Annotated in this window: 21 protein-coding genes; 8 read left to right on the top strand and 13 right to left on the bottom strand. The window is 71.7% G+C overall.

The window, feature by feature from the left end; all coding sequences use genetic code 11:
* Positions 1 to 49 precede the first annotated feature (49 nt).
* Entirely contained in the window at positions 50 to 502 is a 453-nt protein-coding gene (locus J2X60_RS14375) for a DUF4383 domain-containing protein (RefSeq protein ID WP_309888393.1), read from the top strand.
* A gap of 158 nt (positions 503 to 660) precedes the next feature.
* Here J2X60_RS14375 and J2X60_RS14370 read toward each other — a convergent pair whose 3' ends face one another.
* The 12 genes from J2X60_RS14370 to J2X60_RS14315 all read right to left on the bottom strand — a co-directional run bounded on the left by J2X60_RS14370 (position 661) and on the right by J2X60_RS14315 (position 10,902).
* Positions 661 to 1,983 carry an AAA family ATPase gene (locus J2X60_RS14370; RefSeq protein ID WP_309888390.1) on the bottom strand — a complete coding sequence of 441 codons (1,323 nt, stop codon included), beginning with the start codon at positions 1,981 to 1,983 and terminating at the stop codon, positions 661 to 663.
* Entirely contained in the window at positions 1,980 to 3,914 is a 1,935-nt protein-coding gene (locus J2X60_RS14365; RefSeq protein WP_309888388.1) for a cytochrome c oxidase assembly protein, read from the bottom strand. The genes J2X60_RS14370 and J2X60_RS14365 overlap by 4 nt, the downstream gene beginning before the upstream one ends.
* A 166-nt stretch (positions 3,915 to 4,080) precedes the next feature.
* Positions 4,081 to 4,368 (bottom strand): HU family DNA-binding protein, encoded by a 288-nt coding sequence (locus J2X60_RS14360; RefSeq protein ID WP_022908191.1) that lies wholly within the window; start codon positions 4,366 to 4,368, stop codon positions 4,081 to 4,083.
* 288 nt (positions 4,369 to 4,656) lie between these two features.
* Positions 4,657 to 4,962 (bottom strand): 30S ribosomal protein S14, encoded by a 306-nt coding sequence (gene rpsN / locus J2X60_RS14355; RefSeq protein ID WP_070417144.1) that lies wholly within the window; start codon positions 4,960 to 4,962, stop codon positions 4,657 to 4,659.
* A gap of 2 nt (positions 4,963 to 4,964) precedes the next feature.
* Complete coding sequence (rpmG, locus tag J2X60_RS14350; protein ID WP_022908193.1) at positions 4,965 to 5,135, bottom strand: 50S ribosomal protein L33; 171 nt, start codon at positions 5,133 to 5,135, stop codon at positions 4,965 to 4,967.
* Positions 5,135 to 5,371 (bottom strand): 50S ribosomal protein L28, encoded by a 237-nt coding sequence (gene rpmB, locus J2X60_RS14345; RefSeq protein WP_022903747.1) that lies wholly within the window; start codon positions 5,369 to 5,371, stop codon positions 5,135 to 5,137. Before rpmB ends, rpmG begins: the two co-directional genes overlap by 1 nt.
* 297 nt (positions 5,372 to 5,668) lie before the next feature.
* Positions 5,669 to 6,364, bottom strand: coding sequence for an alpha/beta hydrolase (locus J2X60_RS14340; RefSeq protein WP_309888386.1), 696 nt, complete (start codon positions 6,362 to 6,364; stop codon positions 5,669 to 5,671).
* Positions 6,365 to 6,374: 10 nt separating this feature from the next.
* Complete coding sequence (locus J2X60_RS14335; RefSeq protein ID WP_070417146.1) at positions 6,375 to 6,788, bottom strand: Fur family transcriptional regulator; 414 nt, start codon at positions 6,786 to 6,788, stop codon at positions 6,375 to 6,377.
* The gene (locus tag J2X60_RS14330; protein ID WP_309888384.1) at positions 6,785 to 7,732 is read right to left on the bottom strand and encodes a metal ABC transporter permease; all 948 of its coding nucleotides are present in this window, start codon (positions 7,730 to 7,732) and stop codon (positions 6,785 to 6,787) included. The genes J2X60_RS14335 and J2X60_RS14330 overlap by 4 nt, the downstream gene beginning before the upstream one ends.
* Complete coding sequence (locus tag J2X60_RS14325; RefSeq protein WP_396127804.1) at positions 7,732 to 8,613, bottom strand: metal ABC transporter ATP-binding protein; 882 nt, start codon at positions 8,611 to 8,613, stop codon at positions 7,732 to 7,734. Before J2X60_RS14325 ends, J2X60_RS14330 begins: the two co-directional genes overlap by 1 nt.
* Positions 8,610 to 9,521 (bottom strand): metal ABC transporter solute-binding protein, Zn/Mn family, encoded by a 912-nt coding sequence (locus tag J2X60_RS14320; RefSeq protein WP_309888383.1) that lies wholly within the window; start codon positions 9,519 to 9,521, stop codon positions 8,610 to 8,612. The genes J2X60_RS14325 and J2X60_RS14320 overlap by 4 nt, the downstream gene beginning before the upstream one ends.
* Before the next feature lie 115 nt (positions 9,522 to 9,636).
* Positions 9,637 to 10,902 (bottom strand): PTS transporter subunit EIIC, encoded by a 1,266-nt coding sequence (locus tag J2X60_RS14315; protein ID WP_070417148.1) that lies wholly within the window; start codon positions 10,900 to 10,902, stop codon positions 9,637 to 9,639.
* A gap of 178 nt (positions 10,903 to 11,080) precedes the next feature.
* Between J2X60_RS14315 and J2X60_RS14310 the strand changes: the two genes are divergently transcribed.
* Complete coding sequence (locus J2X60_RS14310) at positions 11,081 to 11,317, top strand: PTS transporter subunit EIIB (protein ID WP_022907163.1); 237 nt, start codon at positions 11,081 to 11,083, stop codon at positions 11,315 to 11,317.
* Complete coding sequence (locus J2X60_RS14305; RefSeq protein ID WP_070417149.1) at positions 11,314 to 11,766, top strand: glucose PTS transporter subunit IIA; 453 nt, start codon at positions 11,314 to 11,316, stop codon at positions 11,764 to 11,766. Before J2X60_RS14310 ends, J2X60_RS14305 begins: the two co-directional genes overlap by 4 nt.
* Positions 11,767 to 11,859: 93 nt before the next feature.
* Here J2X60_RS14305 and J2X60_RS14300 read toward each other — a convergent pair whose 3' ends face one another.
* On the bottom strand, positions 11,860 to 12,591 hold the full coding sequence (locus J2X60_RS14300; RefSeq protein WP_309888379.1) for a GntR family transcriptional regulator: 732 nt from the start codon (positions 12,589 to 12,591) through the stop codon (positions 11,860 to 11,862).
* A gap of 115 nt (positions 12,592 to 12,706) precedes the next feature.
* Between J2X60_RS14300 and J2X60_RS14295 the strand changes: the two genes are divergently transcribed.
* The 5 genes from J2X60_RS14295 (at position 12,707) to J2X60_RS14275 (ending at position 18,097) form a co-directional block, all read left to right on the top strand.
* Positions 12,707 to 13,330 carry a response regulator transcription factor gene (locus J2X60_RS14295; RefSeq protein ID WP_309888374.1) on the top strand — a complete coding sequence of 208 codons (624 nt, stop codon included), beginning with the start codon at positions 12,707 to 12,709 and terminating at the stop codon, positions 13,328 to 13,330.
* Positions 13,323 to 14,525: a histidine kinase gene (locus tag J2X60_RS14290; protein ID WP_309888372.1), complete on the top strand. Its 1,203-nt coding sequence runs from the start codon at positions 13,323 to 13,325 to the stop codon at positions 14,523 to 14,525. Before J2X60_RS14295 ends, J2X60_RS14290 begins: the two co-directional genes overlap by 8 nt.
* A gap of 97 nt (positions 14,526 to 14,622) precedes the next feature.
* The gene (locus J2X60_RS14285) at positions 14,623 to 16,662 is read left to right on the top strand and encodes a DUF2156 domain-containing protein (RefSeq protein ID WP_309888370.1); all 2,040 of its coding nucleotides are present in this window, start codon (positions 14,623 to 14,625) and stop codon (positions 16,660 to 16,662) included.
* A complete protein-coding gene (locus J2X60_RS14280) occupies positions 16,659 to 17,939 on the top strand; it encodes an alpha/beta hydrolase-fold protein (RefSeq protein ID WP_309888368.1) in 1,281 nt (426 codons plus the stop codon). Before J2X60_RS14285 ends, J2X60_RS14280 begins: the two co-directional genes overlap by 4 nt.
* The gene (locus J2X60_RS14275) at positions 17,936 to 18,097 is read left to right on the top strand and encodes a hypothetical protein (protein WP_309778173.1); all 162 of its coding nucleotides are present in this window, start codon (positions 17,936 to 17,938) and stop codon (positions 18,095 to 18,097) included. The genes J2X60_RS14280 and J2X60_RS14275 overlap by 4 nt, the downstream gene beginning before the upstream one ends.

The raw sequence follows: 18,097 nt of genomic DNA, 5'->3' as shown, positions 1-18,097 counted from the left end.
CGCCGGACCGACGTACACGGCGTCGGCTGCGTACGAGGAGGAAACCGAAGTGGCCATCAAGGAACCGAGCATCACCGCTTCCCCGAACCGCGGTCTCGCGCTCACCGTGGGCGCGCTGCTCCTCATCTGGGGCATCCTCGGGTTCTTCTTCGCCGCCGACGGCGACCCCGGCTTCTTCAGCCGCAAGGGCGGCATGCTCTGGAACGCGTTCGGCGTCAACCCGCCGCTGGCACTGCTGTGGGTCCTGCTCGCGGCCGTGCTGCTCATCGTCGGGCTCGGCAACACGATCGGGTCGCGGAACGCGAACGTCCTCGTGGGCGCCGTCCTCGTCGTGCTGGCGGTCTACGGCTTCGTGTTCGTGAACACCTCGGCGAACGTGTTCGCGCTCAACACGACCGACAACGTCTTCCACGCGATCGTCGGTGTCATCATGCTCCTCACGGCGTTCGGCGCCGACAAGGAGAACCTCCGCGCGCTGCGTGCGGACACCGCCCGGGCCTGATCCAGCGCGTCCCGACGCCCCGCCCGCCCCTCGTGGCCGGCGGGGCGTCGTGCGTCCGTGCCGTCGCACGCCCGGGCCGCCGCACGCCCGCGCCGCCGCGCGCCCGCGCCGTCGCACGTCCCGGCCGTCGCGCGCCTAGGCCGTCGCGCGGGGGCGGGTCAGTCGCCGCCGTCGGCGTCCGGGGCGGGAGCGGGAGCCGCCTCGAGCTCCGTCGCCACCACCCGCGGCGCCTCGGACATGAACCGCCGGACGTCGAGGTCCACGATGATGTCCTGCGGCCGCAGCGGACGCGTGAGGTACAGCCCCTCGAGCGAGGTCAGCCGTGACAGCGCCACGTACGTCTGCCCGGCGCTGAACACCCGGTTGCCGAGGTCGACCACCGCCCGGTCGTAGGTGCTGCCCTGCGACTTGTGGATCGTCACCGCCCACGCGAGCCGGAGCGGGAACTGCTGGAACTCGCCGACGGTGTCCTTCTTGAGTTCCTTCTTGTCGGCGTCGTAGGAGTACTTGAACTTCTCCCACACCGACGGCTGGACCTCGAACGACTCCCCGTCGACGTCCACCCACACGGTGTCGCGGATCGTCTGCACGACCCCGAGGGTGCCGTTCACCCAGCGCTGGTCGGGGTCGTTGCGCAGGAACATCACGTGCGCGCCGGGCTTCAACTCGAGAGCTTCGTCCGCCGGGAAGTTCCGTCCGCCGAAGTCACCGTTGACGTCGGCCCGCGCGGTCCGCACCTTGCCGGGCAGCCGGTCGAGTGCGGCCTTGTTGATGCGCGCCACGGTGTCGTTCCGGGTCGCCAGGGTGATCGCGTCGTCCGGAGCGGGTCGGGCGCCCGCCGCGTTGAGCTGCCCGGCGACGTCGGCCGTCACCCGCCCGTGCCGCACGGCCGTCAGCATCGCGGCGAAGGCGTCGTCGCGCTGCCGGTGGACGGTCGCGAGCTCGACGATGTTGAGCTCCGCCTCGAGCCACACCTTGGCGTCGAAGAACCACATCGAGCGGTAGTGGTCGGTGAAGTACGCGCGCTCGTCCCCGTCGCCCGGCACCGGCGGCAGCTGGTACGGGTCGCCGAACATGACCACCTGCACGCCGCCGAACGCCTCGAACTGACGCCCACGGGCCTTGCGCAGCGAGCGGTCCATCGCGTCGAGGAGGTCGGCGTTCACCATCGAGACCTCGTCGATCACGAGGGTGTCGATCGTGTTGAGGAGCTTGCGGGTGTCGGGCCCCTGCCGGAGTTCGGCGTCGGCGATGAGCCCGATCGGCAGGCGGAAGAGCGAGTGGATCGTCTGCCCACCGACGTTCAGCGCCGCGACACCGGTCGGCGCGCAGATCACGACCTGCTTCTCGGTGTTCCACGACAGGTGGTTCAGGAGCGTCGACTTGCCCGTGCCCGCACGCCCGGTGATGAACACGTGGTCGCGAGTGTGCTCGATGTACTCGAAGACGGCCCGCTGCTCGGCACTGAGCTCGACGCTCATCGGGTCGCCACCCGGTCGTCGCTGCGCGGTCCGTCGACGGCAGGCTCCGCCACGGCACGGCGCACCCGGACCAGCACCACCACGACGACGGTCACGACGACGGCGACACCGGCGACCACGAGCAGGGCGCCCGCCCGGGCCTGGTCGACGAGCGGATCCGGTCCCCACGTCCGGCCCATCGCACCGAACCACGACGCCTGCAGGAGCCCGAGCGGCCCGCGCATCGCGATGCCCAGCGACACCAGGCCGGCCGCGACGACCACCGCCCCGGCGATCCGGACGAGCGCCGCGGGCATCGAAGCGCGCCGGGAGCCGACCGCGATCGGCGTGAGCAGGGTGGGGACGGCGAGGAGCCCGACGAGCAGGAACCCGACGTCGATCACGGTGCGGCCCGTCGAGTCGCTGACCGACCACCGGAGTGCGTCGGTCACGAAGAACGCCCACCACGCCGCCGCCAGGAACAGGAACGCCGGGAACGGCTGCACGAGGTACCGCACCGCCTGGTTGTCGACCAGGACGCCCGTCCACTCGCGGACACCGGTGCTGCCGTCGTCGCGGGGGTGCACGGCGGCACGGATGAGCTGCACGGGTGCCGACGCCCAGACGAGCGCCGGCACGACGAGCCCGAGGAGCACGTGCGACCCGACGTTGGCGGACACGAGGAAGCGGTCGTAGGTGTGCAGCGAGCCCGACGTCGCGACGACGAGCGACACGATCGCGATGCCGGCGGCGACCGTCCGGCGCACGGGCCAGCGCACACCGGCGCGACGCAGGCGGACGATGCCGGCGGTGTAGGTCGCTGCGAGCAGGACAGCGGCCATCAGCCAGAACAGGTCGATGTTCCACGCCGTCAGCCATCCCCAGGCACCCGGCGCGTGCGGCAGGGCGTCGTCGGTCAGCAGCTCGGCCGGCGACGGGTTCGTGGTCTTGCTCAGCGCGACCTGGTCGACGGGGGTCGCGGTGCGGCCGAGCGCCGCGGCGAACCCGCTGGCGACGCCCATCACGGCGAGCTCCGCCACGACGAGGAACCAGAACGGACGACGGCGCTCGCGGGCGGTGCCGAGCGCACGGATCGCCCGTCGACGCTGCACGACACCGAGCACACCCATCGCGACGATGGCCGCGATCTTCACGAGCACCAGGACGCCGTACGCGGTGAAGAGGTTGGAGAGCGCCCCGACCCGGATCTGCGCCGAGGCCACACCGGACACGGCGACGAGCACGAAGCACCCGAGCGCGATGCTCGAGTAGCGCCCGACGACGACGGGCAGGCGGTCGCCGTCGATCACCGGGCGCAACAGCACGAGCATCACGAGTCCGCCGACCCAGAGTGCGGCGCCGACGAGGTGCAGCCCGAGTGCGGTGACGGCCGCGTCGTGGCTCGCCGTGCCCGCGGCGTGCCCCTGCTGGGCGAGCGGGACGAGCCCGATCATCGCGACGCCCGCGGTCAGGGCGACCATCCCGCGGGAGCGCACGGCGAAGCACAGCACCGTGACGGCCGCGGCGACGAGGACGGTGACGAGCCACGCGAGGCCGAGGTCCGTCCCCGTGAGGAACACCCCCATCGACTGCCCGAACTGCTCGTCGATGCTGATCCTCGAGCCGGCGACGCTGAGGAAGGTGAAGAACGTCGTCACGGCCGACGACACGGTCCAGACACCCGCCGCACCGGCGGCCACGTCGATCGCGCGGTTCCACTCTGGCGCGGTGCGGGACAGCCCGACGGTCGCGAGTGCGAGACCACCGATCGCGGCCGCGGCGGAGAGGTCGACCACCAGTCGGGCGATCGGCAAGCCGAACCGGACGACGGCGCCGGGGTCGGCGATGAGCGCGGCGTTCGCGCCGCCCCCGATGACGAGGGCGACGAGGAGTGACACGAACCCGACGAGCAGCAGCACGGCGGGGCCGGCGATGCGCGCGATCCGATTCACCCGTCAAGCCTAGGCGCTGCCCTACCCGGCCACGGAATCGAGCGGGGCGACCTGTGGAGGGCGATCCGCGCCTCCTGGATGTGGAGGACCGACCACGGACCCAGCGCAGGCCGGGAACGACGAAAGGGACGGCCGAAGCCGTCCCTTTCGTGGCGCGGGAGCAGTCTTACTTGACGGCAGCCTTGAGCTTCGAGCCGGCGCTGACCTTGACCGAGTCGCTCGCGGCGATCTCGATGGCCTCGCCGGTCTGCGGGTTGCGGCCGGTGCGGGCGGCACGGTGGGTCTTCTCGAAGGCGATCCAACCGGGGATCGTGACCTTGGTGCCGTCGGCGACCGAGCCGGAGACGACGGAGAAGAGCGCGTCGACGACGCCGTTGACGGTGGCCTGGCTCTGGCCGGACTCAGCGGCGACGGCAGCGACGAGCTCGGTGCGGTTCAGGGACTTGTCAGCCATGGATGTCCTCCTCGGACTTCTTGCAGTATCGGTCGGACGACTTCTCGTCCGGCGCCCGGAGCGGGTGCTCCGTGCCACGGTGCCGGTGGGCGCGAGGCCCTGCGGAACCGGAGTCGAACGTACCAGCCACTAGGGACGAAACCTGCCGACTCGCCCGGATTTCCGGGGTTGTCGGGGTACTGGAGGGGCGGAAGTGACCGATGTGACGAAGATGTCCCCCGAAACGGCCCGGGAACGGCGAACGCCCCGCCACCACTGGGGTGACGGGGCGTCCGCGGAAGCTGGTGCTTACCAGGAGCTCTTCGTGATGCCCGGCAGCTCGCCACGGTGGGCCATGTCGCGGAAGCGGACACGGCTGATGCCGAACTCACCGAGGTGGCCACGGGGGCGACCGTCGATGGCGTCGCGGTTGCGGTAGCGGACCGGCGACGCGTCGCGCGGGAGCTTCTGCAGGCCGACGCGGGCGGCCTCACGCGACTCGTCGGAGCCGTTCGGGTCCACGAGGGCCTTCTTCAGCTCGAGACGACGCTCGGCGTAGCGCGCGATGATCTCGGCGCGCTGGTTGTTCTTCGCGATCTTGCTCTTCTTCGCCATGCTTAGCGCTCCTCACGGAAGTCGACGTGCTTGCGGATCACCGGGTCGTACTTCTTGAGCACGAGGCGGTCCGGGTTGTTGCGACGGTTCTTCTTGGTCACGTAGGTGAACCCGGTGCCCGCCGTGGAGCGGAGCTTGATGATCGGACGAACGTCCTGACCCTTCTTGGCCATCAGATCTTCTCCCCACGGGCGAGGAGATCCTTGACGACGGACTCGATGCCGCGTGCGTCGATCACCTTGATGCCCTTCGCGCTGAGCGTGAGCGTGACGTTACGACGAAGCGAGGGCACGTAGTACGTCTTCTTCTGCACGTTCGGGTCGAAGCGACGCTTCGTCCGGCGGTGCGAGTGCGAGATGTTGTGTCCGAAGCCGGGGGTGGCTCCGGTCACCTGGCACACTGCTGCCATGGTTTCCTCCTGAGGTACCGTGCGACCGGACGGCCGCACCCAAGGTCACTTGCCTGGCGCGCACGCGCTGCGTCGCCGAGCGACGGAGCGAGGGGGTTGTGCGCACCGCCCAGGCCCGCGATCCCTGTCGAAGGGGCCGTGGACACCGCGCGACCGCGGCGTACGCGACGGTCGGAGGGCTTGGAACAACTGGGCTCGCCACGCGAACGCGGAGAACCAAGGGTCAAGCGTACGCGACGACCGGGCGTGTCGCAAACTGCCGCAGCTGCGTGGGTCGCTCTGGAGGCGCGCCCCGCGCTACGGCGCCTCGGCCGGCCTCGGCGCCAGCGCCTGCACCATGAGCTCGCCGAGCTCCCGCGGCGCCGTGAACATCGGCCAGTGCCCCGTCTCGAGCCCGAGGATCGCGAGCTCCTCCGTCGCCACGAGCTCCGCTGCCCAGGCCTGGTGGTCGGCCACCATCGTCGCGAGGTCCGCCGCCGGGATCTCGCACGTGATCACCGTCGCCGGGATCGTGTGCCGCGCGCCGTCGGCGTAGTGGAACCGGTCGGACGGCACCGCAGCGGGCTCCGGGATCGCGCGGTGCTCGAACTCCGACCGCAGTGCCGGTGTCATCCCCCGCACGGTCGCCGGCTCCCACACGTCCCACGAGGGCAGCGGCACGACACCGTCCACCACGGGCAGCTCGTCGTTGACGCAGCCGCCCTCGGGCCCCGGGAAGGTGTCGACGTAGAGCAGGTGCGCGACGAGCGAGGGCCGCTGGTCGGCGGCCATGTACGCGATCGGCCCCGCGCCGGAGTGTCCCGCCAGCACCACGGGCTCGTCCGGCGTCGCGACGTCGTCGAGCTTGTCGACCAGGGCGGCCACCTGCTCGTCGAGCGTGTCGCCGTCGCGGGTGATCGCCTCGACCGAGTGGCCCGCGGCTCGGAGCACCGGGGCCACCTCCTCCCAGGCGCTCGCGTCGAGCCAGAAGCCGGGCACCAGGATCACGTGCATGAGGCGGAGACTACGCGCCGGTGCGTGCGGCCGTGCAGGACGCGCACTCCCCGAAGATGTCCACCACGTGGCTGGCGTTCGTGAACCCGTTCGCCGCCGCGACCTCCTGCGCCCACCGCTCCACCGGGTCCGCCTCGATCTCGACCGTGCGGCCGCAGTTCCGGCAGATCAGGTGGTGGTGGTGCGCGTCGGTCGTGCACGCGCGGTACAGCGACTCGCCGTCCTGCTGCAGCGAGTCGGCGTCGCCCTCGGTCGCCAGGTCGGAGAGCGCCCGGTAGACGGTCGCGAGTCCGATCGTGGAGCCGTCGTCCCGCAGGTGCTGGTGCAACGCCTGCGCGCTGACGAACCCCTCGGTGCTGGACAACGCGGTGCGCACCGCTTCGCGCTGCCACGTGTTCCGCTTCGGCTTCTGCACGGCGTTCATGCGGTCGCTCCTTCCTTCCGGCCGGCGGCGGCCCGGTGGTCCGCATCGTCGGCCTGGAGGCGCGGTGCGCCTCCGTCACGCTGGTCACGGCGCACGATCCGGTCGCGTCCGCGCTTGTCCTTGCGTCCGCCGACGATCCGGCAGACCACCCAGATCACGAACGAGATCGTCGTGACGTACGGGCTGATGGGGAGCCCCCCGCCGAGGGCGAGCAGGATTCCGCCGACGACCGAGACGACGGCGAACACCGTCGACAGGACCGGGACGACGACCGGGTGGGAGCTGAGGCGCAGGGCAGCGGCCGCGGGGGTGACGAGCAGCGAGAGCACGAGCAGCGCGCCGACGATCTGCACCGACACCGCGGTCGCGAGTCCGAGCACGAGCATGAACACGAGCGCCAGCGTCCGGACCGGCACCCCGGCGGCAGCGGCCACGTCGGGGTCGACCGACGAGAACATCAGCGGGCGCCAGATCACGAGCAGCGTCACGACGACGATCGCCGCGACGACGACGAGGAACGTCAGCTGCGGGTTGTCGACCGAGACGATCTGCCCGGTGAGCAGGCCGAACTTGTTCGCGGCGCGGCCCTTGTAGAGCGCGAGGCAGAGGATGCCGAGGCCGAGGCCGAACGGCATGAGCACGGCGATGATCGAGTTGCGGTCCCGCGCCCTCGACCCGAGCAGCCCGATGAGCAGCGCCGCGATCACCGACCCGACGAGCGACCCGGTCACCACGTTCACCCCGAGCAGCAGCGATGCCGAGGCGCCGGCGAACGAGAGCTCCGAGATGCCGTGCACGGCGAAGGGCATGTTCCGGGCGACGACGAACGGCCCGATGAGCCCGCCGACGATGCCGAGCACCGCGCCGGCCCAGATCGAGTTCTGCACGAGCACGACGAGTTCGCCGTAGTCCTGGAAGGAGAAGACCTGCGACCAGATGTCCATCAGATCCGCCCGTCGTCCGGCGTCGCGGCGTTCGGGTCCGCGTCGCAGTGGTGGTCGTGCGCGTCGTTCGCGCCGACGATGACGATCCGCCCCATCGTGCGGACGACGTCGACGGGGGTGCCGTACAGGTCGGAGAGCACGTCCGTGCGGAGGACCTCGTCGGGGGATCCGATCCGGAACCGCCCGCCGGCGATGTAGAGCACCCGGTCGACGACGTCGAGGATCGGGTTCACGTCGTGGGTGACGAACAGCACGGCAGCGTCCTGCTGCCGACGCTGCCGATCGATGAGCTCGGTGACGTCGCGCTGGTGCCGGAGGTCGAGCGAGATGAGCGGCTCGTCGCAGAGGAGCAGCGCGGGGTCGGCGGCGATGGCCTGCCCGACCCGGGTGCGCTGCTGCTCGCCGCCGGACAGCTCGGCGACCGGGGCGTCCGCGAACGCGGTGGCCCCGACCTCGTCGAGGATGCGATCGACCCGGGACCGTTCGGCACGGCTCGCGGGCTTGATGCCCCACCGGGAGCCGGTCACGCCCTGCGCGATCATGTCCCGCGCCCGGAGCGGGGTCCCCGCGTCCATCAGGCGCTGCTGCGGGATGTACCCGATCTTGCGGTGCCCGCGCCGGACGGGCTGGCCGAGGAACGACATCGTGCCGCTCGTCAGCCGCTGCTGCCCGAGGACCGTGCGGAGGAGCGAGGTCTTGCCCGCCCCGTTCGGCCCGAGCACCGCGACGAACTCGCCCGGCGCCAGGTCGAGGTCGAGGTGCGACCAGAGTGCACGGGAGCCGTACGACAGCCCGGCGTCGCGGAGTTCGAGCACGGCGGAACCGCCACTGCCCGGGGCAGTGGCGGTCCGCTCGGTCGTCGGGTGGGAGACGGTCGTCACTTCTGGAGCGCTGCCTGCACCTGGTCGATGTTCGCCTGCTGCCACGAGACGTAATCCTCCCCCTTCGGGAGCGTCTCCGTGACACCGACGACCGGGACGCCGTTCTCGTCGGCGGCCTTCTTGACCTCCTCCGTCTCCGGGCTGGAGGTCTGGTCGTTGTAGGCGAGGAGCTTCACGGTCTTGTTCGTGAACAGCTTGAGCGTGTCGTTGAGCGCCGCCGGCGGCACGTCGTCGCCTTCCTCGATCGCCTCGGAGAAGGCGTCCGGCGTGACGTTGTCGAGGCCGATCGCGTCGAAGAGGTACCCCGGGACCGGCTCGGTGTACGCGACCTTCTCGCCGCCGTACGTCTTCTCGAGCTCGGCCGTCTTCGCCTCGAGCCCCTCGAGCTTCGTCGTCAGGGCGTCGGCGTTCTTCGTGAAGGTGTCCGCGTCTGCCTGGTCGAGGTCACCGAGGCGCTTCGCCACGTCGTCGGCGAGCTTCACCATCGTCGGGTAGCTGTAGAACACGTGCTCGTTGAACTCGGCGTCGCCGCCCTTGTCGAGGCCGGAGAGCTCGACGACGTTGATCGTGTCCGCCTTCGTACTGGACGCGTCGGCGAGGGTCGTCATGAAGTCGTCGTACCCGCCGCCGTTCTCGATGAGGAGGTCGGCCTTGGACACCGCGAGCTGGGTCGTGGCGCTCGACTCGAACGAGTGGGGGTCCTGCGACGGGTCGTCCAGGATGCTCGTGACGGAGACGTGGTCGCCGCCGATCGCCTCGACGATCGAGCCGTAGACGTTGGTGGAGGCGACGACCCGGACGGTGCCGTCGCCCGAGGCGTCGCCGGAGGCGGAGGACGTCGCGCAGCCCGTCAGGGCGAGCGCGGCGGCGCCGGCGACGAGCGGCAGGGCGAGGAGACGGTTGTGCATGTCGACGAGCGTAGGGCTAGTTGATAACGGTTGTCAAAACCAGTATCAGCCGGATGACGGACGGGAGGCGCGGTGTCAGCCGGCACCGCGCCTCCCGTCCGCCACATGGTGACGGCTACGGCTTCGTGGCCGCCTCGATCGTGTTCTCCGCGATCGTGTCGTCCTCACGCCCGGGCGTGCGGAGGTTCCACTTCTTGATCACGAAACTGAACAGGAAGTAGTAGATCACCGCGTAGCCGAGGCCGATCGGGATGAGCCAGATGGCTCCGTCCGCCTTGCCGAAGTTCAGCACGAAGTCGATCGCGCCGGCCGAGAAGGAGAAACCGTCGTGGATCCCGAGCGCGTTCACCAGCGCCAGCGAGGTACCCGTGAGCACCGCGTGGATGATGTAGAGCGGGAACGCGACGAACATGAACGAGTACTCGAGGGGCTCGGTGATCCCGGTCACGAACGAGGTGAGCGCGGCCGAGAGCATGATGCCGCCGACGAGCTTGCGGTTCTGCGGCTTGGCGTTGCGCCAGATCGCCAGGGCACCGGCGGGCAGGGCGAACATCATGATCGGGAAGAAGCCGGTCTGGAAGATGCCGGCGGTCGGGTCGCCGGCGAGGAACCGGGCGATGTCGCCGTGGTACGTCGTGCCGCCGGTGGTGAAGCTGCCGAGCTGGAACCACGGGAAGAAGTTCAGCAGCTGGTGCAGGCCGATCGGGATGAGCATGCGGTTGACGAACCCGAAGATGCCACCACCGATGACGGCGTTGTCCGCCACGGCCTGGCCGGCAGCGGTCAGGGCGATGTCGAAGTACCGGTAGAAGAACGACATCACGACGGCGATGAGGAGACCGGCGACCGCGGTGAGGATCGGCACGAGGCGGCGCCCGGAGAAGAAGCCGAGGAAGTCGGGCATCTTCGTCCGGTGGAACTTCTCCCAGAGGAACGCCGACACGAGCCCCATCACGATGCCGCCGAGGACACCGAAGTTGATCGTGGCCTGGTTGCCGTTCGCGTCCTTCACCCCGTCGAGCACGATCGGGGACATGGCCGCGAACACCTGGTACATGACCATGTAGCCGACGACCGCGGCGAGCGCCGTGGTGCCGTCCGACTTCTTCGCCCAGCCGATCGCGATGCCGACGGCGAAGAGCAGCGGCAGCCAGGTGAAGACGCCGTTGCCGGCGGCGGCGATGATCGTCGCGCCCTTCTCGAAGCCGGGGATCGCTCCGAGCATGTCGGCCTGGCCGAGGCGGAGCAGGATGCCCGCTGCCGGCATGACCGCGATCGGCAGGAGCAGGCTCCGGCCGAGGCGCTGGGCGTTGGCGAAGACGCGCGACTGCTTCTTCGGGGTCTTCTTCTCCGGCACATCCGTGGCAGTGGTGGTGCTCATCGGAGGTCCTCTCGTCGTTGGGTGGAGCTGTCGGGGTGAGTTGAGTCGTACAGTCAGCGCAGGTAACCTCGGCGGTGTCGCCAGGTCCGGTCCTGTCCGGTCATGACCAGTTCCGTAGTCTGAACCGCGACCACACGCCTGTCAACCCGGCACGCGTTTTCGTAACGAGGAGGAAACGATGGCTGACATCAAGGCCGCTGACATCATCGCCGCGCTGGGTGGCGCCGAGAACATCGACGAGGTCGAGGGCTGCATCACGCGCCTGCGCGTCGAGGTCGAGGACGGGGACCTCGTCGACAAGGACGCACTCAAGGCCGCTGGCGCACAGGCCGTCGTCGGGGGCGGCACGGGCTGGCAGGTCATCGTCGGCCCGATCGCCGACAACCTCGCGCAGGACATCCAGGACGAGCTGTGACCGCCGTCCGGACCCCGTTCCAGGGCCCGGTCGTCTCGCTCGCCGACGTGCCGGACCCGGTCTTCGCCGGGCAGCTCGTCGGCGCCGGCGTCGCGGTGGACCCGACCGGGGTCGAGGGTGCCGTAACGGCGGTCGCACCCGTCGACGGCACGATCGTGAAGCTGCACCCGCACGCCTTCGCGCTGCAGGGCGCCGCGGGCACCGACGTGCTCGTGCACGTGGGCATCGACACCGTGAAGCTCTCGGGCGAGGGCTTCGAGCTCATCGCGGCCGAGGGTGACACCGTCGTCGCGGGCGACCCGGTCGTCCGGTTCACCCCTTCGGTGATCTCGGCCGCCGGCTACTCGCCGATCTGCCCGGTCGTCGTGCTCGGCTCCGCGCCGGACTCGATCGCGCAGGACGCGGTCGGCACCACGGTGCGCGACGGCGACACCCTGTTCGAGGCGTAGCACGCAACACCCTGCCGCGAGACTCGGCTCCGCGGACACTTTCGGGCCCGATCGGTCGCGAATGTGTCCGCCGGGCCGAGTCTCGGCGGGCGGCTACGCGACCGCGTGCGCCGTGACCTCCATCTGGACCCGGTAGCGGTCCGAGCGGTACCAGCTCCGCGTGTGTTCGACGGGGCGCTCCCCCGCGTACGACACCCGGTCGAACTCCAGCAGCGGCGCCCCGGTCTTCGTGCCGAGCAGCGTCGCCACGTCGTCCGCCGCCGGGTTCGCCGCCACGGTCTGCTGCGCGCGGTCGATCGGCGTGCCGTACTCGGTCGCGATGATCGAGTAGACCGACCCCGACAGGTCGTGCTCGAGCAACCCGGGGAACGCGTCCGCGACGAGCCAGGCGTCGTCGATCGACACCGGCGCCCCGTCGGCCATGCGCAGGCGCTTCACGTGGAAGGCCGCGACGTCGGGGTCGAGTCGCAGGGCCGCGGCGGTGTCGGACGGCGGGACCCGCTCCTCGCGCACGAGCACGACGGTCGTCGGCACGTGCCCCATCGCCCGCATCTCCTCGGTGAAGGACGCCAGGTGCAGCGTCGACTGCACGGGGCGGTGCGCCACGAAGGTGCCCTTGCCGCGCACGCGTTCGAGGTAGCCCTCGTTCACGAGCTGACCGAGGGCCTCGCGCACGGTGATCCGGGACACCCCGTACTCGGCGATGAGCTGGCGTTCCGACGGGATCGCCGCCCCGGGTGCGAGCCGGACCGTGGCGAGCTCGAGGAGGATGCGCCGCAGCTGCTGGTGCTTCGGTTCGGCACCCTCGGTGATCCGGCTCGTCATGCGGTCCTCGTGCTCCGTCGCTGGTCGTGCGGGTGGTCATGCGCGGACATGACCAGTGCCTGCCACAGTAGCGAGTCCCCCTCGGAACGCCAACGTGCATGACAAGATGACGCGCGTGACAACCGTGGTGATCGTCGACGACGAGACGCTCGTCCGCTACGGCTTCGAGCTGATCCTCGGCGCCGCACCGGACATCGACGTCGTCGCCACCACCGGGGACGTGGACGCCGTGCAGGTCATCCGGTCGCACGCGCCCGACGTCGTGCTCCTCGACGTGCGGATGCCGCGGGTGAACGGCCTCGAGGTCCTCCGCGAGCTGCAGGCCTTCCCCGAACCACCGGCGGTCGCGATGCTCACGACCTTCGACACCGACGAGTACGTCGGCCGGGCGATGGAGCTGGGCGCCGCCGGCTTCCTGCTCAAGGACACCGACCCCGAGGGCCTGGCCGAGTACGTCCGGGTCCTCGCCCGCGGCGGGGTCGTGCTGGCACCGGGCGTCGACCGGACCCGGCTGTTCGCGGCACGTCCGGCGGCCCCCGCGCCGTCCGTCAGCGAGCGCGAGCACGCGGTGCTCCGGCTCGTCGCGGACGGCATCAGCAACCCGGACATCGGCCGACGGCTCGGTGTGAGCACCGGGACCGTCAAGGAGGACATCCGGTCGCTGCTCGCCGCGTTCGGCGTCCCGACGCGCGTCCAGCTCGCGCTGCGCGCGGCCGAGGCAGGACTGCTGGATGGCTGACACGCAGCGGTCGGGGCGCGTCCGGCGGGTGCTCGCGGCGACCGACGGGAGGCTCGACCGCCTCGTCGACGTCGGCCTGCGGTGGGCGCGCACCCACCGTGCACCGTGGTGGCTGGTCGACGCCCTGTTCATCGCCGCCGCCGTCGCGGACGCCGTGCTGGACATCTCCGGGGCGACCGCACTCGAGACGTGGTTGTCGCTGCTCGCGGCCGCCGCCCTGTTGCTCCGTCGTCGCTTCCCCGTGCTCGCGTTCGCCCTAACGGTGCCCGGGTTGTTCGTCGGTTCCGCGGTGGTGGCGGCGAGCGTGGCGCTGTTCACCCTCGGGGAGCGCACGAGCCGCCGGTGGCTGATGCTCCTCGCCGCGCTGGTGCAGTTCGTCGGCTTCAGCGGGTTCGTCGGGCCGCCGCAGACCCTCGACGAGATCGTCGTCTCCGTCGTCTACGCGCTCATCTTCGCGCTCGGACCGCTCGCCGTCGGGCTGCTCGTGCAGACCCGTGCGCGGCTGACCGACCAGCTCGTCGAGTCCCGCCGGGCCCGCGAGGACGAACGCCGGCAGGCCGCGGCCGTCGCCCTGTCCCGCGAGCGGGCGCTGCTCGCGCGGGAGATGCACGACGTCGTCTCGCACCAGGTGACCCTCATCGCGGTGCAGGCCGGTGCGATGCAGATGGCCGGCCGCGACGAGGCCGAGCGCGGGTTCGCCCGGACGATCCGGCAGCTGTGCGTGGTCACCCTGCAGGAGCTCCGCGAGATGGTGCAGGTGCTCCGCGCCTCCGGCGGCACCGACCGCGAGATCGCGCCCCAGCCGGTGCTCACCGACCTCCCCCGGCTCATCGCGGAGAGCGGGCTCGAGACGAGCACGACCGTCGACCTGCCGGACACCCTCGCCCAGCCGCTCCAGCGCGCGGTCTACCGGTTCGTGCAGGAGGGGCTGACGAACGTCCGCAAGCACGCCCCCGACGCGACCGTCCGGGTGAGTGGCCGGATCCACGGCGAGCACGTCCTCGTCGACGTCGTGAACGGCCCGGCGCGTTCCGAACGCCTCGAACTGCCGGGGTCCGGGCTCGGCCTGATCGGACTCGGGGAGCGGGCGTCGCTCCTCGGCGGCAGCATGGAGTCGGGCCCGCAGCCGGACGACGGGTTCGCACTGCACCTGCGGCTGCCGGTGGAGCACGTGCCGGCTGCCCGGGCGGTCTGACGGTCATCCTCGGAGCCAGCCCGTCCTGGCCGATCGGCCATCGCGGTTCACGCCGTGGAGCGATGCCCCGGCGGGGGCGATCGGCTGGGATGGGACCGTGGCACCAGCAGCGCTCCTCGGACGACTCCGTCGATCCCCCGTCTCCGTCGCCGTGGCGGTGGTCGCGGTCGCGCTCGTCGTGACCGCGCGGATGGCCCACTCCGAGCCGGACTTCCCGCACCACCCGCCCGTCGCGTGCCTCGCCCTCGTGGCGGTGGTCCTGACGACCGTCCTCGCCGAGCGCTCCCTCGGATCGCTCCGGACGCTCGTGATCGGGGTCGGCGCGCCGCTGCTCGGGGTCCTCGCCACCCTCCTCACCGTCACGATCGGTTCGGCGCTGGGCGAGGCACACGCCGAGTTCGCCGTCGGACAGCCGCTCTTCGCCCCCTCCGTCGTCGCCGCCGCGTTGCTCGGGGCCGCGTCCGCGGCGATGCCCGCGCAGCGCCGCTGGCGGACGCGCGCCGCGCTCTGGACCGTGGTGCTGACCCTCGTGCTCTTCGCGGGCCACGGGTCGGACCTGGCCCGCGCACTGGCGACCCTGCTCGGGACCGCAGCCGGCGCGTGGATCGTGCGCCGCGCCTCCAGGCCCCAGAGCCGCACCACCCGTGTCACCGCACGGACGGTCGTGGTGAGCGCCCTCATCGCGCTCGGTGCCGGCACCCTGGTGACCCCGATCGTGCCGGACCCGGACGGCGTGCTCTCGCCGTTCGCCGACGCGATGCCGGACCGTTCCGTGGTCGTCGTCGGGGTGCTGCTGCTCCTGGCCGCCTGGCTCGTGCACCGCGGTCGCCGGACGGGCATCGCGCTGGCGATCGGCGTGCTCCTGACGCTCACGGTCGTGCTCGCCGACGTCTTCCTCATCGAGCCGGTCAAGGACGACGCGGTGCAGTGGCAGGGGCTCGGACTCGACGCGATCGAGTGGCAGGTCACCCTGCTCGGCGCGTGGATCGTGCCAGCCGCCGTGCTGCTCGCCGTGCTCCTCCTCCGACCGCGGCTCGTCCGGGCGCGGTTCCGGGCCGCCGGTGCACGCCGTGACGACCTCGTCGAGATGCTCCGCGACGGCGACGCCGGGACCCTCGGGCACATGGGCACCTGGCGCGGGAACGCGACCTGGACCCACCCGGACGGACGCGGCGCCGTGGCCTACCGGGTGCGCGGCGAGGTCGCCCTCGCCGTCTCGGACCCGGCGTGCGCCACCGCCGACCGCGCCGATGTCCTCGCCGGCTTCACCACGTTCTGCGAGCGCAACGGCTGGGTGCCCGCATTCACGAGCGTCCACGAACCCGTCCGCGCGATCCTCGGTGCCGAGGGGTGGACCGCGCTGCCGGTGGGCGTCGAGTGCGTGCTCGACGTGACGACGTTCGACCTGCGCGGCAAGAAGCGGCAGGACCTCCGGACCGCGTCGAACCGGGCCGACCGCGAGGGCCTCCGCGACGAGTGGACCACCCTCGACGCGCTCGACGCCGGCCGTCGTGCCGAGGTCGAGGCGATCTGCACGCGGTGGGCCGCCGATCGGCGTCTGCCGGAGATGGGCTTCACGCTCGGTGGGTTCCGCGAGCTCGACGACCCGGACGTCCGGCTCATGCTCGCCGTCGACGCCGACGGGCACGTCACCGCGGTCACGAGCTGGCTGCCCGTCCACGAGCGGGGAGCGCTGACCGGCTACACGCTCGACGTCATGCGCCGCGGTGACGACGGGATGCCCGGGGTGATGGAGTTCCTCATCGCCCGGACGGCGCTCCGTGCCCGCGAGGCCGGCCTCACCACGATCAGCCTCTCCGGCACGCCGCTGGCCGCCCACGCCGGGGCCCGGTCGCTGGTCGTCCGTGGGTCGGTGCTCCTCGCCCGCGTGCTCGAGCCGGTGTACGGGTTCCGGTCGCTGCAGCGCTTCAAGGAGAAGTTCGGCGCGCGGCACGAGTCCCTGTGGTTGGTCGTCCCGACGCCGTTGCACGTGCCGCGGGTCGCCCGGGCCCTGGCGTCGGCGTACGTGCCGGGCCTGCGCCCGAAGCACCTGTGGGCGCTCCGGCAGGCGCACCGTGCGGCGGCGGACGCCCGAGCGGTGGCCGAGGCCCGTGCCGCGGGTGCGGCGCGCTCGTGAGTCCGACCGAGTGGCTGCTCGCCACCCAGCTGCAGGCGCCGTCGAAGCTCGTCCCGGTGGACATCGCGTTCGCGGTGCTCGCCGTCGCGGTGCTGCTGCCCGCTCTCCGGCACACCCGGTCCGGGTCCGCCTGGCGTGCCGTCCGGCTGCGCGCCGTGGTCGCCGTCGGGGCCGCCGTCGCCGTGCTCCTCGTCTGCTGGGTCCTGAGCGACGTCCTGAACCTGTTCGGCGTCGCCCTGAGTCCGGTCACGCGGATGTGGGTCGCGATCGCCACCGCCGCACTCGCCCTGGCGGTCACCGGCATCGTGCAGGGCGGTCGCGGACGCCGGGTGCTCGCCGCCGTGCTCGTCCCGGCGGCGCTGCTCGTCCCCGCACTCGGGGTGAACGTCGAGTTCGCCAAGTACCCGACCCTCGGCACCGTGGTGCAGAGCGACCCGTACCCGGCGCTCGACCTGCACGCGGCTCCGGCAGCGGCGCTCCCGGCGCACGGCGAGGTCCGGACGGTGGACATCCCCGGGACCCGCTCCGGCTTCCCGGCCCGCCCCGCCGTCGTCTACCTGCCGCCGGCCGCGCTCGTCCGGGACCCGGCACGCCTGCCGGTCGTCCTCGCGTTCGCCGGGCAGCCCGGGGCGCCGAGCGACATGTTCACCGCCGGGCAGATGGGGACCGTGCTCGACGCCTACGCGGCCGCGCACCACGGATCGGCACCGATCGTCGTGTCCGTCGACCAGCTGTCGGCTCCCGGTCGGAACCCGATGTGCGTCGACTCGACGCTCGGGAAGTCCGCGACCTACGTCACCGAGGACGTGCCCGCCTGGATCGCAGCGCACCTCCCGGCGACGCCGGACCGGCACGCCTGGGGCCTCGTCGGGTTCTCGCAGGGGGCGACCTGCGCGATGCAGTTCGTCACCGCCGACCCGGGGTCGTTCGGCACCGCGCTGGCGATCTCCAGCGAACTGCAGCCGATCGACCAGAACCCGCGGCACAGCGCCGACCAGGCGTTCGGTGGGTCGGTGGCCCGGTGGAAAGCCGCCGCCCCGATCGCGCAGATGCGGGCGAACGGCCTCGGCGGTCACGCGCTCTGGCTCACGGCCGGGTCCGCCGACCACCAGTTCAGTCGGAACGCTCGGGCACTCGGCAGTGCGGCCCGGGCGGCCGGCGCGGACACCGTGGTCGCGTTCGCGCCGGGGAGCGGGCACGACTGGAACACCGTGCAGTGGTCGCTGCGCACGGAGCTGCCGCACGAGGCCGAAACCCTGTTCGGGGCCCTCGGGTGAGGCCCGTCGTGCTGGCGGTCGTCGCCCTCGTGGCGGTCCTGCTGCTGACGGTGGGGCCGGTCGCCGTGGCGCCGCTCGCCGCCGTGCTCCTGCTGCTCTGCGTGGGTGCGGCTGCCCTCGCGACCGGGGACGACGGCTCGGGGCCGTTGGGCTCCTGA

The organism is Curtobacterium sp. 320, assembly GCF_031455235.1.
Classification (GTDB): domain Bacteria; phylum Actinomycetota; class Actinomycetes; order Actinomycetales; family Microbacteriaceae; genus Curtobacterium.
The sequence above is the reverse complement of the archived record's forward strand: the minus strand, read 5'-3'. Positions and strand labels throughout refer to the sequence as shown.

Bases quoted from the DNA above. Each gene is read 5' to 3' on its own strand.
- J2X60_RS14370 (WP_309888390.1), bottom strand. From the start codon at position 1,983: ATGAGCGTCGAGCTCAGTGCCGAGCAGCGGGCCGTCTTCGAGTACATC.
- J2X60_RS14360 (WP_022908191.1), bottom strand. From the start codon at position 4,368: ATGGCTGACAAGTCCCTGAACCGCACCGAGCTCGTCGCTGCCGTCGCC.
- rpsN (WP_070417144.1), bottom strand. From the start codon at position 4,962: ATGGCGAAGAAGAGCAAGATCGCGAAGAACAACCAGCGCGCCGAGATC.
- rpmG (WP_022908193.1), bottom strand. From the start codon at position 5,135: ATGGCCAAGAAGGGTCAGGACGTTCGTCCGATCATCAAGCTCCGCTCC.
- rpmB (WP_022903747.1), bottom strand. From the start codon at position 5,371: ATGGCAGCAGTGTGCCAGGTGACCGGAGCCACCCCCGGCTTCGGACAC.
- J2X60_RS14340 (WP_309888386.1), bottom strand. From the start codon at position 6,364: ATGCACGTGATCCTGGTGCCCGGCTTCTGGCTCGACGCGAGCGCCTGG.
- J2X60_RS14335 (WP_070417146.1), bottom strand. From the start codon at position 6,788: ATGAACGCCGTGCAGAAGCCGAAGCGGAACACGTGGCAGCGCGAAGCG.
- J2X60_RS14330 (WP_309888384.1), bottom strand. From the start codon at position 7,732: ATGGACATCTGGTCGCAGGTCTTCTCCTTCCAGGACTACGGCGAACTC.
- J2X60_RS14320 (WP_309888383.1), bottom strand. From the start codon at position 9,521: ATGCACAACCGTCTCCTCGCCCTGCCGCTCGTCGCCGGCGCCGCCGCG.
- J2X60_RS14315 (WP_070417148.1), bottom strand. From the start codon at position 10,902: ATGAGCACCACCACTGCCACGGATGTGCCGGAGAAGAAGACCCCGAAG.
- J2X60_RS14310 (WP_022907163.1), top strand. From the start codon at position 11,081: ATGGCTGACATCAAGGCCGCTGACATCATCGCCGCGCTGGGTGGCGCC.
- J2X60_RS14300 (WP_309888379.1), bottom strand. From the start codon at position 12,591: ATGACGAGCCGGATCACCGAGGGTGCCGAACCGAAGCACCAGCAGCTG.
- J2X60_RS14290 (WP_309888372.1), top strand. From the start codon at position 13,323: ATGGCTGACACGCAGCGGTCGGGGCGCGTCCGGCGGGTGCTCGCGGCG.